The 17,918-nt window shown below is 41.2% G+C and carries 12 protein-coding genes; 10 read left to right on the top strand and 2 right to left on the bottom strand.

The genetic code is table 11. The features are described 5' to 3' along the window. Window positions 1–69: 69 nt before the first annotated feature. From gshB to ACVCDT_RS14570, 6 genes are all read left to right on the top strand, one after another. Window positions 70–1,044, top strand: a complete 975-nt coding sequence (gene gshB, locus ACVCDT_RS14595; protein WP_447133527.1) for a glutathione synthase — start codon at window positions 70–72, stop codon at window positions 1,042–1,044. Continuing rightward, entirely contained in the window at window positions 1,045–1,602 is a 558-nt protein-coding gene (locus ACVCDT_RS14590) for a YqgE/AlgH family protein (RefSeq protein WP_447133526.1), read from the top strand. Window positions 1,603–1,627: 25 nt separating this feature from the next. Beyond that, window positions 1,628–2,056: a Holliday junction resolvase RuvX gene (gene ruvX, locus ACVCDT_RS14585; RefSeq protein WP_447133525.1), complete on the top strand. Its 429-nt coding sequence runs from the start codon at window positions 1,628–1,630 to the stop codon at window positions 2,054–2,056. Between the two features lie 219 nt (window positions 2,057–2,275). Continuing rightward, a complete protein-coding gene (locus tag ACVCDT_RS14580; RefSeq protein ID WP_447133524.1) occupies window positions 2,276–3,991 on the top strand; it encodes a lysozyme family protein in 1,716 nt (571 codons plus the stop codon). Then, on the top strand, window positions 3,991–4,770 hold the full coding sequence (locus ACVCDT_RS14575; RefSeq protein WP_447133523.1) for a hypothetical protein: 780 nt from the start codon (window positions 3,991–3,993) through the stop codon (window positions 4,768–4,770). Before ACVCDT_RS14580 ends, ACVCDT_RS14575 begins: the two co-directional genes overlap by 1 nt. Window positions 4,771–4,827: 57 nt before the next feature. Then, window positions 4,828–6,360 carry a glycoside hydrolase family 10-like protein gene (locus tag ACVCDT_RS14570; RefSeq protein ID WP_447133522.1) on the top strand — a complete coding sequence of 511 codons (1,533 nt, stop codon included), beginning with the start codon at window positions 4,828–4,830 and terminating at the stop codon, window positions 6,358–6,360. 177 nt (window positions 6,361–6,537) lie between these two features. On the opposite strand, the gene ACVCDT_RS14565 is transcribed toward ACVCDT_RS14570, so the two are convergent. Further along, on the bottom strand, window positions 6,538–9,246 hold the full coding sequence (locus ACVCDT_RS14565; protein ID WP_447133521.1) for a TonB-dependent receptor: 2,709 nt from the start codon (window positions 9,244–9,246) through the stop codon (window positions 6,538–6,540). Between the two features lie 452 nt (window positions 9,247–9,698). Beyond that, entirely contained in the window at window positions 9,699–10,334 is a 636-nt protein-coding gene (locus ACVCDT_RS14560) for a peptidylprolyl isomerase (protein ID WP_447133520.1), read from the bottom strand. Between the two features lie 294 nt (window positions 10,335–10,628). On the opposite strand from ACVCDT_RS14560, the gene ACVCDT_RS14555 reads away from it, so the two are divergent. The 4 genes from ACVCDT_RS14555 to coxB all read left to right on the top strand — a co-directional run bounded on the left by ACVCDT_RS14555 (window position 10,629) and on the right by coxB (window position 17,887). Continuing rightward, complete coding sequence (locus tag ACVCDT_RS14555) at window positions 10,629–14,312, top strand: ATP-binding protein (RefSeq protein ID WP_447133519.1); 3,684 nt, start codon at window positions 10,629–10,631, stop codon at window positions 14,310–14,312. Beyond that, the gene (locus ACVCDT_RS14550; RefSeq protein ID WP_447133518.1) at window positions 14,309–14,932 is read left to right on the top strand and encodes a condensin complex protein MksE; all 624 of its coding nucleotides are present in this window, start codon (window positions 14,309–14,311) and stop codon (window positions 14,930–14,932) included. The genes ACVCDT_RS14555 and ACVCDT_RS14550 overlap by 4 nt, the downstream gene beginning before the upstream one ends. Continuing rightward, window positions 14,929–16,203 (top strand): hypothetical protein, encoded by a 1,275-nt coding sequence (locus ACVCDT_RS14545; RefSeq protein ID WP_447133517.1) that lies wholly within the window; start codon window positions 14,929–14,931, stop codon window positions 16,201–16,203. Before ACVCDT_RS14550 ends, ACVCDT_RS14545 begins: the two co-directional genes overlap by 4 nt. A 283-nt stretch (window positions 16,204–16,486) precedes the next feature. Next, window positions 16,487–17,887, top strand: coding sequence for a cytochrome c oxidase subunit II (gene coxB / locus ACVCDT_RS14540; RefSeq protein ID WP_447133516.1), 1,401 nt, complete (start codon window positions 16,487–16,489; stop codon window positions 17,885–17,887). Window positions 17,888–17,918 lie beyond the last annotated feature (31 nt).

The following is a 17,918-nucleotide window of genomic DNA, read 5'->3' as shown; positions in this document are numbered from 1 at the left end:
TAGATACCTATAATACCTCTGATTTCACCCATTAATTAGGCTACTAAAGGCTAACCTTAAGGAAACACATTGAGCATTAAACTTGGCATAGTCATGGATCCCATTCGGGACATTAATATTAAAAAAGATACTAGTTTTGCCATGTTGCTCGATGCGCAACAACGTGGGTATCAAATTTATTATATGGAAATGGCAGACTTGTATTTACACAATGGTCGGCCAATGGCGCAAATGGCCAGTTTACAAGTAGCTGAAAACCCTACTAACTGGTTTACTTTAGGTGAGGTTAAACAACAAAGTTTAGCAGAGCTTGATGTTATTTTAATGCGTAAAGATCCACCGGTAGACAATGAGTTTATTTATGCCACGCACATGTTTGAATTAGCCGAACAAGCTGGCACTTTAGTAGTGAACAAAGCCCAAAGTTTACGAGACTTTAACGAAAAGCTGTTTACTTCTTGGTTCCCAGATTTAGTTGCCGACACTTTAGTTACCCGAGATGCGAGTTTAATTAGAGAGTTTCACCAAAGGCACCAAGATATCATTTGTAAACCTTTAGATGGCATGGGCGGCACGTCTATTTTTCGCGTCAAAGAAGATGGCAATAATTTAGGGGTAATCATTGAAACCCTCACAGAGTTAGGCACTCGCTATGCAATGTTTCAAAAGTTTTTGCCAGAAATTAAACAGGGCGACAAACGTATTCTAATAGTAGATGGTCAAGTGGTGCCTTATGCATTAGCTAGATTGCCTACTAAAGGAGAAACCCGTGGAAATTTAGCCGCTGGTGGTACTGGTAGACCTCAACCTTTAAGCGAGTCAGATTTAAAGATTGCCCAAACCATTGCGCCATTATTAGTTGAAAAGGGCCTGTTATTCGTAGGTCTAGACGTAATAGGTGATAAAGTCACAGAGATTAATGTGACTAGCCCCACCTGCGTGCGAGAAATTGAAGCCGCCTATCAGGTCAACATTACTGGAATGTTATTCGACGCAATCGAAAAGCGCTTGAGTTCTCAAGCTAAGCATAAAGGAGATAACTAAGTGCAAAGTTTACAAAACTACTTATTGATTGCCTCACCTAGTATGGAAGACCCTTACTTTGCTCGTACTGTTACCTACATTTGTGAGCATAACGAACAGGGCGCTATGGGTTTAGTGATCAACCAACCAGTGGGTATGAAACTTAAAGAGTTAGTAGAACAAGTTGATAAAAATGCCGAAGTGTTGAGCGAAAAAGCCGACGACATCATTTTAGCCGGCGGTCCGGTTAGCCAAGACCGAGGCTTTATTTTACATACGACTCAACCGGGTTGGAGTTCGAGTTTAACCATGAATTCAGAGATCATGGTGACCACCTCAAAAGACATCATCTCATCACTAGGTAATCATAATGCCCCTGAAAAGTCGTTAATTATTTTAGGCTATGCGGGATGGACAGCAGGGCAGTTAGAAGAAGAAATTCAAACCAACTCCTGGTTAATGGTAGAAGCTGATACCGAGCTTTTATTTGATATCCCTATCCATAAAAAGTGGGAAGCAGCAGTACAACGTTTAGGCATAGATGTGTGGCAGCTCGGTCCAGATGTGGGCCATGCCTAATGCAAGTAGTATGTGAGTACACACTATGAGCAAGCAAGGGCAAAGAACTGTATTAGCCTTTGATTTTGGCACTAAAAGTATTGGGGTGGCAGTAGGCCAAGAAATTACAGGCACAGCTTCGCCTTTAAATGCTTTAAAAGCGCAAGATGGTATACCTAATTGGGAATTAGTCGCCAAACTCTTTGCTGAGTGGTCGCCGCAACTTGCGGTAGTGGGGTTACCCTTAAATATGGACGGCTCCAATCAACAAGTTACCCATAGCGCTAAAAAGTTTGCTAATCGCCTGATGGCAAAATACAAAGTTGCGGTGGAAACCTGCGATGAACGTCTCACTACTGTGGATGCTAAAGCGCGATTATTTGAGCTTGGTGGTTACAAAAAATTAGATAAACAAAAAATCGATAGCGTGTCTGCCTGCCTGATCTTTGAAAGTTGGATAGAGCAGCAGTACTAAGCTTTACTTAGTTTTAATGCTTGTAATTTTAAAGCTAAAAGAGCTAAGTAAAGACTCACTATTTATTTACACTCCTTATATTTATCTCCAGCAGTTAACTTATTAATTTTTAGCCAAAGCGCAGGGTTTTTATTTGTGCGTTAACTAAACAAATTTATTTGACATAGTCTAACTTAAAGAATAAATTATTCTTTAAGTGTTTATTTGGTGAAATAAATAATGAATGGATTTGCTACAACCATTTTTCTGCTAATGGCAGGGCTTAACCTAGGTGTTTGGGCGGCGCCTAACGATACCGAAGCCTATTATCTGTGCGCGCACAAAACTGTGGCTAACACCAGTTGGACCTTTGGCACCGCACCCGCTTATTGTGATATTGAGCCTTTTGGCGATCCTAAATTAGTTCGTGACTATCTAATGGATATTGTGTTTAACGGTGCGCATACTGTGACCGATGAACGGGCACGATACATGGATGAAATGAATGCTGTGCTACAAGTTGCCGCCAAGTATTATTTGTCGGTACGTAAACCAGACGCTCAAACCGATGAAATCGAAGCCTGGGTACATGCTATCCAAGCCGTGGCCAATCAAGAGACGTTTTGGAGCCATTATCGAGATGCTGTTGTAGATGGGCGCTTAAAAATGATGCGTGGTGATTCTGGGCATGGTCATGGCATGATGCAAATTGATGATCGCTGGCACTTCACCGAAATTAACCAAGGTAAAGGCTGGCAAATATTTGAAAATCTTATCTATGCCATGGAAATATTTTATGCAGAATGGCAAAACGCTGCGTCTGCTAGTTGTGTGAGCAAAAGCGATAATTGGCTAGAAAGAACTCGCTCGGCTTATTCTGCCTACAATGGAGGCCCCAGTAAATTATGTCGTTGGCACGACAACATAGCGTGGCAAGATGAGGGCTTTGCCGACAAATACGCGGCTAAGTCTTGGTTAAATTACATCGACAACCCAACTAAAACCCCATCCATTGATGTTGAGTGCTTTATGGAAGGGGTAGAGTTTTGTCTGCCAGAATATAAGCAACCTGAGTATTCTTTACAAAACCCTAAAGAAAAATGGCAATTTAACTACTTAAAGTTAACCAATAATCATACTTGTGTATTGGAGGCTGGGGTTTTTCATTGTGTTCAGCAACAACAAGATGCGAGCTGCTTAGGGGCTAAATTTGATCGAGTATTTAAAGCTCAAGCCGTGAGTTTAAATGAAGAACAAAGCAAGGCTTATTCACAGCTAGTTTACGAAAGGCATCAATGTTTAAGCTTTTTAGAAAATAGTTTTGTCGTAGGGCAAAGCATTAAAGCTCAAAAAGATACCAATATTAGAGTAACGGCTGGCGGCACAGATACAGGGGTAGATGCAGTAACAGGCAAAGCCTACCAAATTTTAGATGTTGTAGCTGGCACACCAGCTGATCAAAGTCGTTATTATCGCATTCGTTACTCTGGCACTAATCAGGGCTACATTTATGCTGGCGGGGTATGGGACTTTGCTGATTGGGCAACACAAATCAGTCATCAAGATTTGCCTGTTGCCGATCGCATTATTGCTATGCAAGGGGATAAAATTTATATCGCCCATACAGAGGGCGTGTCGGTAACAGACGACATAGGTGAGAATGCCACTAGTCTTGGAAAGCTGTCTAAAGACACAGAAGTTGAGGTTCTCGATACAGTAGTAACGGGCAACGACAATCAGGTGTATTACCAAATTAACGCAAACGGCTTAAGCGGATACTTCTACGCAGGTAAATTATTGCCAGAATCCACCTTAGCCGAAAGAGCCACTTTTAATAAACCTAGCACTCAAACACCGGCCCCTACTACTCCAGACAAACCAAAAGATAGCTCAGGCGGCGGAGCTTTGGGGTATTTATTGTTAGTATCGATTTTATTATCTAGGCGGATCAAATAATGAAAAAAACCGTATCAGTTAGCTTGGTTGTTGTTGGTCTGGGAGTTTGGCTGTGGCAACTATTTGCTGAGCAACCAGCTTCTTTACCCAAACCAAGCCAGTCAGCTGTTGAAGAGGCTAAACCGCTAGCCCCCCAACAGCCGCAGAGCCCTAAGCAACAAACAATGCCAACTGACAAGCAAGAACAAACAGTGGATAAGGCTTTTTATCAAGCCCGCCTGCGCATATTGGCCGACTTAGATGCAGCTAGACTGTGTCAACAAAGTGGGCAATGTGAAGCCGATTTAAATGATCCTAAAGCGGCCATGTTTGAGCAAGAAAAACGCTTAGTTGAAAGTTTGCAATCTCTACAGGCTTTGTATCAAGAGTATCAAATTGAAGATCAAGTTTTGACACAAACTATAGATGAATTTATTGCCAGCCCTTTAGGACGCGTGCAATTTCAAGCGCTGCAAATGATGCAACAACAGCCGCCTAATATTCAAAACGCCCAAAGCTTAATCAGCGCATTAGATAACAGTTACGATAGTAAAGTGATGGCATTAGCCTTACAGGAACTGATTCGCTACCCCTCTCTAGCTGAGCAAATTGATGAATTGTTAATAAGTAACCTACAAACCGGCAGTTTTTATGTATCGCGAACCATAGCCCAAGAGATCTCTGCCTACCTAAATGCAAATAATATTGCGCAATATCAAGCGTTAGCTAATTCGCTACCGCAAAACATGGCAAAAACCAAATTGTTGCAATCAGCCCTCAACGAATATCAACAAAACTAACCAAACAGGAAGAATATTCACCCTTGTTGTTTGGTTCACAGCATTAGGAATGAGCCGTTGTTCAAGCAAATTAAAAGCAAGCTATCGCGCATATCAGGCAAAGAAAAGCTTTACTTAAGTGTTATCGCTTTGTTGATTTTGGCCATGTTTAATTATTCATGGTTGTTTGGGCCAAGCCTTCCTAATTATGGAAAAGCCCAATCACCTACAGTGGTGCAAGAATTTAGAGCCGCTTGGATCGCTTCTGTTGCCAATATTAATTGGCCTAGCGAGCCGGGATTGTCTGTTGCTGAACAACAACAAGAAGCTATAGCCCTGCTTGATCACATTGCCGAGGCCAATTTAAATGCAGTGATATTACAAGTTAGGCCCCATGCCGATGCCTTGTATTTAAGTGAGTTAGAATCGTGGTCTTACTACCTAACTGGGGAGCAAGGACAAGCCCCTGAGCCTTTTTATGATCCGCTCACATTTTGGATTGAAGAAGCGCACAGTAGAGGCTTAGAATTACATGCTTGGATCAACCCATATCGGGCTCATCACTATGCCGCAGGCGAAGTATCACAAGAGTCTATTGTTTATACTAAACCCCACTTAGTGGCAGAATTACATAATGGCATGCAGTGGATGAATCCCACCCATCAAGAAACCATTAACCATTCAATAGAGGTCATAAAAGACCTAGTCTCTCGTTATGATATTGATGGTATTCATTACGACGATTATTTCTATCCCTATCCATCTTATAACAATGGTGAAGACTTCCCTGATCACCAACAATATTTAGCATATCAAGCACAAGGCGGCGAGTTATCGTTGGGCGACTGGCGGCGCCAAGCAGTGAACCTTTTTGTAGAATCTGTGTACCAACAAGTTAAAAGCCTTAAACCTTGGGTAAAAGTAGGGATAAGCCCTTTTGGCATTTGGCGGCCAGGCTATCCCCAAAGCATTGCAGGATTAGATCAGTACGCCACCTTATATGCCGATGCCAAGCTGTGGTTTAATCAGGGCTGGCTAGATTATTTTACTCCTCAGCTTTATTGGCCGGTTAATCAAGTTCAGCAAAGTTTTGCCCAGTTATTGGTATGGTGGCAACAACAAAATTTTCAAAAACGCCACTTTTGGCCAGGATTAAGTAGCAATAAAGTCAAAACCCTTGCAGGAATAGACGAAGTGGTGAATCAAATTATGATCGCCAGAGCCCTATTACAACCTAATGCAGGTCAGGTCTTTTGGAATGTTTTTACTATTAGCCAAAACCCACAATTCAAACAAATATTAGCCAATAATATTTATAATAATCAGGCGCTAGTACCACCTTCTCCTTGGTTAGACAATATCCCGCCAACGCCACCTGTAGTGACTATTGATAATGGATCTTCTTTAAATGTTAGTTGGCAAAATTTAGGTGAAGAAGCCGTATTCCGTTGGGTGCTGTATTATCAGCAAAATGAACAATGGCAATATCGAATTTTTAATCGTGATACTAAACACTTTCAATTTTTGCCAACTGATAAAGTGACAGCTGTAGCAGTGGTTGCTGTAGATCGCAGCGGCATGCAAAGCTTACGTTTTGATATCGATATTTAAATCATTACCTATCCTTATTCCATTAGACATAACAACTAGCTATGCCTAACTCTTAGGAGTAAGCAAGCTTAGGTCGTTACAGTCAGTATAAAGTAGCGCTTGTTTTAGTTTTCGTTAGACATAAAAAAACCGACTAACAAAGGTTGTTAGTCGGTTAAGCACAGCTATGAAAACGCTTTAAAAGTGCGCTGATATACCTAGGTAAAATCTACGCCCGTAGTTGTATTCTGCGAGTCTGGCTTGTTGCCCAGAGTCAGACTTAACAAAAGATTTTTGGTTTTCATCGGTCAAATTTAAAATTTGTAAACTGGCCGACAGGTTTTCGTTAATAGTGTAATTAAAATTGGCATCCCACTGGCCATAATCATCAGTGTAGCGGTCAATACTTCGGGCAAGGCCAGCGTAATAGGCACTTCTAAATGAATAAGACAGTCTGGCCGAATAGTCGCGAGTTTCGTAATAGCCACTTAGATTAAAGGTGTCATCTGAATTATTTGGCAACACCGCCCCTTCTTCGTCCATGTCGGCATCTTGGTAGGTGTAGTTGGCAAGTGCCCCAAAACCATTACCAAAGTCGTGCTGTACATTTACTTCAAAGCCTTTATTGGTGCCACCCGAGCCATTAATAGGTGTGCGTAGTTCCATTTGTTCAACAGAGTACAATACGCCATCTTGGTCTAAGGAGTTGACTCCTTCATCATCGGGTAATACCACATCGGCAGTGATGAGTTTTTCAACCACGTAAGAGCGAATGTTTTTGTAGAACACGGCAAATGACAAAATAGAGCTATCGGTAAAATAGTACTCGGCAGATAGGTCATATTGATCGGCTTTAGTGGGATCTAAATAAGGGTTACCTTGGATCCCTCCAGCGCGCGAGTAGATTTTTCGTTGAGCCAATAAATCGTAGTCTGGGCGCGAAATGACTTTGGCTGCAGCTAAACGCAAAATCACCTCATCATTTAAGGTATAAGATAAGTTTAAGCTAGGTAATACGTCTGTATAATCACGCTCAACTGCAATAGGCACAGCAGTTTTTACTACTTCGTCCCACTTAAACCAGCCAGCAGGGGTTAAAATGTCTACCCCAGTACTGGTTTGTTCGGTCTTAGCCACTCTGACCCCAGCATTACCTTTTAGTTTGCCTGATTCAAAGTTTGCTTGAGCGTATACACTGCTGACTTTTTCTTCTACTTGTAACGCATACCCAGGGTGCCAGTAGTCACGTAATAGGGCGACCTCAGCAAAGGCAGAGTCTAGAGTAGAAAAATCAAAGTCGAATAGGTAGGGATGTTCACCGCCCCCCATAAAGTCTTTAACCAAGCCGTTAGTGCGTCCGCCCATGTCAATCGCTTGCACCCCAAAACCTGGATATAAGCTTTCTAGATAAGCTGATCCACTGTATTCCTGATTGTAAGAAAACCAAGGAAAGCGTTCTTTTAAACGAATTCGAGAGGTTTTTTCATGGTCACTATATTTAAAACCAAGATCCACCGATTTTATTACACCATCGTCTAGGCGGTAGTTAAAGTCAGTTTGAAAATAGCTTTCTTGCTGATCGTTTACATAGTTTTTATCAGCTATGTATACCCCATAATAATCTGATGGTGTGGGGTTAGAGTCTAGAGAAAAACTAATGTTGTCATTTTCAATGTTATAACTCGCATCCGTTTGTGCTTCAAAATCTAGCGCTCGAATTTCAATTTCACCTTCAGCTTTGGTTATGCCTAATTGCATCACTAAGTCGTAATTGTCAGTACTGTGATCTAGCCTTAGGTCGTGAACTTTGGTTTGGTATTCGCCTATTTCATTTGCTGTAGTGTAGCGAGACTCAAAACGATTGCCATAGTGGTGCCAGCGCGCATCAGAATGTAAGTCGTTTGGATTCATTTGCACTGTACCAGCAGATAAAATGTCACCATTAGGTGTGCCGGTTAAGTCGGCATAGCTGTTTTCGCCAATCCACACCCCATTAGTAATGCTGCGGTTTTCTTTTTCCACATTGGAATATAAATTTGTAAAAGTCAGTACCCAAGCTGGATCAAAGGCATACTGAAAGGCAGAAGATAAGGTGGTGAGTTCTTTACCCGAACTAAAGCGCGATGCTTTTACATCTCTAGGAGTAAAATAAGTGGCGTCATTAATAGTGTAGGCATGGTTATATCCCGTAGCCCCTAGGCCATCTCTTTGGGTTGAGGTTTCTTTTAAGACTCCGCCTAAGTTAAAACCAATGTTTTCATCCTCTGATTTCCAAGAATAATAGCCAGATAAGGTTGGGCTATGTTCGCCACTGGTTTGTTGGTAAACATCTTTTAAAGAAAATGCCATAGTATTGGCTTCTTCATTTAGCGGTTTACGGGTTCTAACAATAACCGTGCCCCCAACCGAGCCTTCTTGGACTTTGGCCTGGGCAGATTTATGCACTTCTAGGGTATCAATCAGTTCAGTAGGCAATAATGAATAGTTAAAACCACGGGAAGCTCGAGTTATAGAATGTGAAGCTGTGGCCGAAGCAACATTTTGACCGTTTAACAAAGTAAGGTTTAAATGCGGAGCGGTACCTCGAATACTAACGCGATCACTTTCACCTTCAGACTTTTCAACCTGTACTCCTGGTACCCTTTGTAAGGCATCAGCCACAGTTTGATCGGGAAACTTACCCACATCTTCGGCAGAAATGGCATCCACTATAGTGTCAGCAAAGCGTTTTATGTTTAGGCTTTTTTGCACTGATCCTCGAAAGCCTTTGACCTCTATGACTTCTGTTTCTTGGTCTTTTTCCTGCTTGTTACTTTCTTGCGCGTATGCTTGAAAAGAGCTGAGCCCACTTAACGCTATTGCCACGCTTAACGCTATAGTAGATTTTCCAAATGTGTGTCTATCCATAATTAGCCTCAATTTAAAATAAAATATTCATTTATTGTTATTTGATTGTAAATTAATATTCCAAATGTTCTGACTTGTCAATACTTGTGACTAAAATATGAACAGCTGGTTGTATGCTGAAGCTTTAAGAAACCTTTGCTCTCTATTGATTTTAATTAGATTGCGCTTGGCTTTGAATAGTAAGTTGGTGGGGTTTTGCTTGAGCTAAAAGTAAAATCGGTAGATGTGACAAGAGGCAAAGTAAAAATATTTAATTACAAAATTAATTATTCTTATAATTTGCTATTAGAGGTAATTATTAATCAGAAAACGTCTGATTGCGATAGGAAAAGTCTCAGCCTTTTATCTCAAAAAGGCCAAGACCTTGCTATTGACAAACAAGATCAAGTTGGCCTTTTTAGTGTAGGTTTAGTTAAGTCTTTTCTTAACTCTTACTAATTTTTTAAGATGGCTTAAATATCAATGAGCTTGATGGTGTTTATGCCGACAGGCTCTGCCAGTATTTGATCTTTAACATAAGGATCGTCAACTGCTAAGGCCTTTCGAATTTGATGGATTTGATGCACTACTTGCATGCCTTTTACCACTTTGGCAAAGGCCGCAAATCCCAGCCCGTCTGGATTACGTTTTCCTGCAAAATCTAACGAAGGCTGAGGACCAATACAGATAAAAAATGCTGAGGTTGCACTATTGGGTGCGCCTCTAGCCATAGACAACACTCCATCTAGATGGTTAATGCCAGTTAGTTGAGTATTCTCTAATTCAATTGCGGCAAAATCATTAAATTCAGCTCTGGCTCCTGCTTGTATTACTTCAATTTTAGGCGAGCCATTATCATTATCCTGTCGTACCACCCGATAAAAACTGCCCTTGTCAAAGGCGCCTGCCTGAATATAACCAATAAAGTTTTGCACAGTTTTTGGAGCATTATGCCCATATAGTTCGATTTCGATTGAGCCTAAGTCTGTTTCGATTATGGCTTTATGCGTGGCAATTATCTTTGCTTTGGTTTGTGTGGCCAGAGTTGAAAAGGCCAATATACAAAAACTTAAAAGGGTAAGGGTGATAACAGTACGAGTTTTATGCATGAGGTTTTGGCTTTGGTTGGCTAGTAGGAATAGCAATATTTTGGCAGACTATTTACTTTAGGTATACAAGGGCAATATTGAATGTAGTTGTTCCTTCAAGATTAACCAAGGTTGGTTAAAAATCGCACTTTTGGCTAGAGGTAACTTAGGCCTTCTAAGGTTTCAGGCTAGTTAAAGCTAAAAAGCCAATAGATTGCGTTATTTCAAGGGTTAAATAGCCAAGGATTTCAGGTATATTTAGCGGCTAATAACCATTAACTTCTATTAAAGTTTCATTCGAGAAAAAGGACAAGCATGGCTGGCTTACAGCGTATTATTCTGATTAATTGTCATCTTCCTGGTTTTGTTGAACTCGACCTGTCAGGACACACTAACATTTGTGGAACCAATGCCTCAGGTAAAACCACACTGCAACGTTTAATCCCGGTATTTTATGGCGAACTGCCGAGCAAAGTGGTACCTAAAACCCGTAAAAAGTTTGATGACTTTTATTTGCCCCATGCCAACAGTTATTTAATTTACGATTATCAAAGAGAAGACGGCCAAGCTTGCCAAGTGGTGTTAACTCGCAAAGGCAGTGAAGGGGTGCAATACCGCTTTGTTGATGCTCCTTATCACCAAGAACAAGTGTTATTAGATACCGAAGATGGCCAAGTACAGGCCATGTTGCCAGACCAATGGATTAAACAACTTAGACAGTTAAATATTGAGTTTTCGCATAAAATTCAAGCCACCAGTGAGTTTCGTAGCATCATACAAAATGATGCCAGTGTTGGCCGGGCAGTGGGGCGAGAAAACACTAAATTAAGACAATTAGCCAGTCGTTACAGTTTAGTCTCCAGCCAACACCGCATTAGGCATATGGAAAAATTGGTCAGTGCAGTGCATGCCAAAGAAGGCAAAATGGATACCCTGCGCACTATGCTAGCGGCTATTTTTGAAGAAGATGGCTTAGTTCAGCCAACCACTACAGTAAAAAATACCAAAGCCCGTGAATGGATCACGCAAATGCGCCAAACCATGCGTTTGCAGGCTATGCAAGATGATTATCAAAAAATCCAGAGTCAAACCGAACAGCTTAATGTGATTGAAAGTGAATTGTTGCAGCTTAAACCTGTGTTAGAAACAGATCTGCAAAATTTAGCTAGGCAAAAGGCTGATGGCCAAGAACAACGCAACAAAATCAAGCAGCAACAAAGCAGCGAAAAACAAAGCTTTGAACAAGCCGAAGCGGCATTAAATAGCCAGGTCAGTGAAACCGCTGAAAGTCTAAAAGCCAAATCTTCGCGTTTAGATCATATTCAGCAGCAGTATGAAAAATATCAAGATTCAGATCTAGAACAGTTACAAAAAGATATGGATGCCTTGCCGTTAAAACGTGAAGAATATGAACAAAAGCTAGAGCAATACAATTTATTAATTGATCAACACAAAGATCTTCAAGGCCAATTAGATCAACAAAAATTTAAGCTATCTGAGTCTCTCGAAAGATTGTCACGTAAAAATCAAACGCAAGTTAAAGGCATAGGTCAACAAAAAGAAAGCCTACGCGCGAGTCATAGTGAAAAAGAGCGAGACTTAGTAGCCAAGTTTGACCAACGTAAAGAGCAGCAAAGTGCTGAGTTTGATCAACAATTACTTAGCCTTGAACGCAACATAGTGCAACAAGAGCATCAAGCCAAACAAGCCTCGCCTACCGAGCAAGAATTAGAAAATGCCGGCATTGCAGATAAACGCTTAGAATTAGCGCAACGGGCCTGGCAACAAAGTTCAGGAGCTAAAAAGCAGGCCGAAAGTCAGCTTCAAGCATTAAGAGAGCAACGCGAGAAGGCAGATAAAGACTTACATCAAGCTCGTCAGGCCACACGTAAAGCCAAAGAGCAGTTACAACATATTCAACAACAGCTGTCGCCAGAACAAGATAGTTTGCGGCACTTTTTACGTGAACATAAGCCGGGTTGGGAGCAAAACATAGGAAAGTTAATTGACCAACCTTTGTTAGAGCGTAAAGACTTATCTCCGCAACTGCTCGACCAAGAATCATCCAACAGCAGTTTGTTAGGGGTGCAACTTGATTTAGCCGCCATAGACGCACCAGATTATGCCCAAGACGAAAGTGCCTTGAGTGCCGCGTTAGAGCAAGCCAAGAAACAACTAGTAGAAGCAGAAAAACAACAAAAACAGGCTGAAGCAGAGCTAGATCAATGTCATCAAGCCGCAGAATTGCAAAGAGAAGTGGTTGCCGAAAAAAATCGCGAGTTTGAACAAGCCGAGCAAGAAATTAACTATGCACAAAGTGCTAAGCAAAGGTTTGCCGATGAGCTAAAATCTCAGTTAGATAAGCGTAAACAACAAGCCCAGCAAAAACTGCAAGAATTATTATCTGAAAAACAGCAAATAGTTGAACAAAAACAACAAGCTACGGCAGTACTAAAGTCTGACTTTGAAGAGCAATTATTGGAGTTTAAAACTGGCTGGCAAGATGAACTGGCGCAGTTAGATGAACAAGTCGAAACCTTAGAGCAGCAAGTCGACAATAAACGTCAGCAAAACCGTGAACAAATCAAACAACTAGAAGACGCCTTTAATCAAGAGTTGGCCAATAAAGACATTGATCCTAATACTTTAAAAAGCTTAAAAGCCGAAACAGAAGCATTAAAAAACCATCTACAAGCCATTAATGCTAGGCGTGACGAGTTAAACGAATATAAAGCCTTTATGCAAAGCGACTGGGCAAAACAACGTCCGGCTTTGTTAGAAGAAGAGGCGCAATTAAAAGCTCTAGTTCAGCAGTTACAACAGCAACAAAATGCGTTAACTAAGCAATATCAAAGTAAGCGTACGGCTTTATCTAAAGACTTATCAGAGATAGAAGCTCAACTTGCCCAATGGTCATCTTTAATGACTGAAATCGAACCTATGGTGCGTCAACTAAGCCACATAGAGTTTGTTTTTGAGCCTACAGAAAAATCAAAAATAAACTTAGGCGATCAAATCGAAAGGGTTAATCGTTGTAATCAAGCGCTGGAAAGTCGCAGCCGTGGTGAGAAAAAACTTAAAGAGTCCCTTACTGAGTTTGAATCTAGTTTAGGCAAAGATGCAGGCAAAGACTTTTTAGACACTATGACCCAAGCCTTTAGCCAATTAGACGAAGACGCCAATGTGCGTGAACGCCTACCTATTTTGCAGCGATTATTAAGTATATTGGAGTCTCGCCAAAGGCAAATAGTTGAGCAAGGCGAAACCATAGGGGGCGACCTAAACAAATTCTTCACAGTATTTAGTGATATAAATCGTAAGATCGCCCAACAGAGTCAACGTCTTACCGACGAAGTATCAGACGATTTAAGCTTAGATGGAATCGCACGCTCTGAAGTGAAAATTATTTCTAGCGTTGACGAATTAAACTTTTGGCAACCACTTAAACGTTTTGCTGAGCAATACAATAAATGGAATCAAAGTGATGCGTTTTTACCGAGCGAAGCTTATTTAGATAATTTAGCCGACGTAGTAGAAGTGTTGCCCAACGATGCCAACTACAGCATTGAGTCCTTATTGCGTTTAGAACTGCATTTAAACGAAGGGGGCTCTGACTTAGTGATTAAGAATGATCGCCAGTTGTTAGAGTCATCTAGTCACGGTATGGCTTACCTTATTTTATGTAAGTTTTTACTGGCCTTTACTCGATTGTTACGTAATCAAGCGCAGATTAATATTCATTGGCCGATTGATGAAATTGGAACTTTGGCTTACCACAATGTTGAAAAACTATTTACTGCCTGCGACACCAATAAAATTCATATTTTAGGGGCCTTTCCTAACCCAGAATCTGAAGTGTTAATGTTATTTAAACATCGTTATTTAATCGATAAACAAAAACAAAGGTTAGAAAAAATAGAGCCCAAACTCAGCCGTATAGCCGAACGTTTACAACAAAATAAAACGTCCACCGAAGCACCACAAGAGGTATCAGCATGATTGAACATGGCCCTTTGTTAGAACGTTTATTAGAAGGCGAGTTTATTTGTGCTGTATCTGATCAGCAAAGTTTTCACAAATTACAAAACCAAGCGTTAGTTGATGATTTAAATCACTTTTTGCGCCCATTGAATAGACGAGTGGCACAAAATGATGAAGGTTCGGTTTACTTTTTGGCCTATTGCGATCTTACACCTAACGCTAGGCAGCAAGTCAGTCAGCAGTTTGCCCATAGTATTCAAGCTTTGTTACCTATGTTGGAATGGATGCAATTGGTCCAAGAAGCATTGGGCCGAGATGGCGCATTAAGTGCCGGGGATACTATTAAGTTACAAGACTTTGAATCTAAAGTTGTAGACAACCAATCTTTGATCCAGCGTTTGGGGCAGTTAGCACAAGACAAAACCTTTAAATCCACCAGTGAAAAAGTCGACATGCAAATTAAGCAGGTATTTAAGCGTATTAAAGAGCTAGGCTATTTGCATCAGCCGCATAAAGACCGTTTGTTTTACATAGTCACGGGTAAAATCGACCACCTAATTGAGCTAGTGCGTTTTATTAAAGACGAAGAAAACCTTCCTATTGATGAAGACCAACCCGAACAAGAGGCAATGTTTTGAGTCAGTCTAGTAAAGGCGCAGCTGCAGCCCAAAGCAATCCATTATTTGCGTTAGGGGCACAAAGGTTAGAGTTAATAGGTAAACATGCTGAATTGTTGATGCAAGGTTATTTGCAAGGGCATGTAAATGAATCGGCTTTTTCTGTACAGGCGTTAGAAAAGTTAATTCAAAGTCGTATTTTATGGCGGGCTGATGAGCAACAACCCCTTAGTTTGCGCCCTAATATAAACGAACTTATTGCCAGTTTGACCCAAGATGAACGTAAGCGCCAAATCAACTCAGATGTAAGTGAGCACCTAGATCATATTCATACTAGAGTGCAGTCTTTGCAAAGCGCTAGGCAAAAAGGCGACTACGCTGCCACTGAACATCATATGCAATTGCTCAGTGAGCGCGTGCACGATATGACAGGGCAGTTTGGTGATGCCATAGACAGTTTATGGCACAGGCTAAATACAGAATTTGGTTTTGTTAGCAGCCTAGATGACAAAATATTAGAAATTGAACTGGCCCAGCGTCAATTGCGCCGCATTTTAGATGGCTTTGCCGAAATAGATTTTGATAACTTAATCCAGTTAGCTGGCAGTGATGGTAGCTTACGTAAGTTGTTGGTCAGTCAACTGCAGGCGCGTATTTCAGAACACTCGGGCTCGTTATTCGAAGTGCAAAAGCGTTTGGTTTTATTAATGGCTAGGTTCCGTCAGCAACAAGACAAAGCCTTGTTAATCAACCGCATGAGTGCTTTTTTACGCCAGCATCCTAACTTTCAAGTGGGCGATTATCCAAACCGTAGCCAGATACCAAAAGTTGTTAACGTGGCGCATCCGATTAAAGCACAAGCGGCCATAGCACTTGACCGTCCGCAAGACAGTTACACTTTGGCTGAGTTAGTTAGAGCTATACCAAGAGAGCCGACTCAAACCACTCAATCAGACCAACAAACCCATAGTTTTTCTATGGCTACTCAGCCGCTAGTGGCCCAGCAACAAAAACAGCTGAGCAAAGACGTAGAAGACTTTTTCATTTTTGTTATCGACAGTGCCGAGCCGGTCAGTGGCATCGATTATTTAGTTCAACAAAAACTAGAATGGGATGCGGAAATTTGGCTATTTCAAATTGTTGCTGAATACGAGGGGCTGCCTCAGCACAATAAACAAAGCTTTTTATTAGAAAAAGACAGCGCGCCTAAAAGCCGATTTAACCAATTACACATTATTCAAGACGTGAAGCTTGGAATTCGTTTTTTTGGTGACTTTCAAGCCACAGCTTAACTCTGTGGCTAGATAATCTAAGCGTTTTGTTTCATTGAGTTAGTGCGTTAAATCTGTTTTATTGGTTGGACAAATAGCCCTAATTCGCACAATTTCAAATCCATGCCTACACTATTTGAGTTGATTAAAAAATAACCAAACGTTGAGGCTGAATCAGTCTATTTTTATGCAGTTCAACCTAATCCTTTAAATACTTAATGTTGATTAGGTGGGCCCAAAACACGCCTAGATTACAAATAGTTAGCCGGTAGTTCACTTTATAATAATGTTATAAGGGGCTGGCATGGGCATTGCCGTAGCGTTGATCCTGATTGTGCTTGGATCAGTGATATTTCATTTTGTTTCACCTTGGGTAATGACCCCCCTAGCATCTAACTGGGGAGCCATTGATGACACTATGGCTATTACTCTGATCATTACCGGAATAGTCTTCATTGCCATTAACTTTTTCATTGCCTATGCAGTGATTAAGTATCGCCATAATACAAACCGCAAAGCCAAATACGAACCCGAAAACAAAAAGCTTGAAGTCTGGCTAACTGTGGTGACTAGCATAGGCATAATCGCCATGTTAGCGCCAGGGTTAGTGGTGTATTCCGACTTTGTTAATGTGCCTAAAAACGCGGCTATTGTAGAGGTAGTGGGGCAGCAATGGAGTTGGAATTTTAGGTTTCCTGGCGAAGACAATCAATTAGGTAAAAGCGCCATTAAGCACATTAGTATTGATAATCCTTTTGGCGTAGATCCTATGGATTTAGCTGGTCAAGATGATGTGTTAGTAAATGCTAACACACTAGCACTGCCTTTAAATCAGCCTGTTAAACTTTTAATGCGCGCCAAAGATGTGTTGCACGATTTTTATGTTCCGCAGTTTCGCGTCAAAATGGATATGGTGCCAGGCACTGTATCTTATATCTGGCTAACCCCTACAGTGTTAGGAAAGTTCGAAATCTTATGCGCGGAGTTTTGTGGGGTAGGGCACTTTAATATGCGAGGCCATGTTGAAGTGGTCACGCAAGAGGATCATCAAACTTGGTTGGCCACTTATCCTACCTTTGCTGAGTCTATAGCTCAAAATCAATCAGAGGCACTCAGTCAATTAGCCAAAAGTGGTGAGCAAGTTGCACAACAAAACGGTTGTATGGGGTGCCATAATTTTAGTGATAATTCTATCGGTCCTACTTGGATGGGCTTGTATGGCAAAACCCAAACTTTAGCCAATGGCCAAACTGTACTGGTTGATGAGGCTTACTTAGCTGAGTCGATAAGTGATCCCGCCGCCAAAATAGTTAAAGGGTACGCACCCATAATGCCACCCATGCAACTATCCGAGTTACAAGTCTCAGCTTTAATCGCTTATATCAAAGAAAAAGGCCAAGTTGCAGAAGCTACTCAAGTCATTAACCAAGTACTTGAAGGGGCCAAACTAGCGCAGTCTAAAGGCTGTTTAGCCTGTCATAGTGTAGATGGCATGCGTTTATTTGGACCGAGCTGGAAAGGCATTTTTGGCTCTACAAGAAAACTAGAAAGCGGCCAAAGCGTGTTAGTTGATGAACAATATTTAAAAGAGTCGATTTTTCAGCCTAATGCCAAAATTGTAGAAAGCTTTGCGCCAGTTATGCCGCCTCCAGTAGTGAGTGAAAGTGAGGCTATGGCATTAATCGAATACATTAAAACCTTATAACCCATGTTAGCTATAACCAGTTAAAAAATGG

Source organism: Paraglaciecola aestuariivivens (assembly GCF_052983255.1).
The sequence above is the reverse complement of the archived record's forward strand: the minus strand, read 5'-3'. Positions and strand labels throughout refer to the sequence as shown.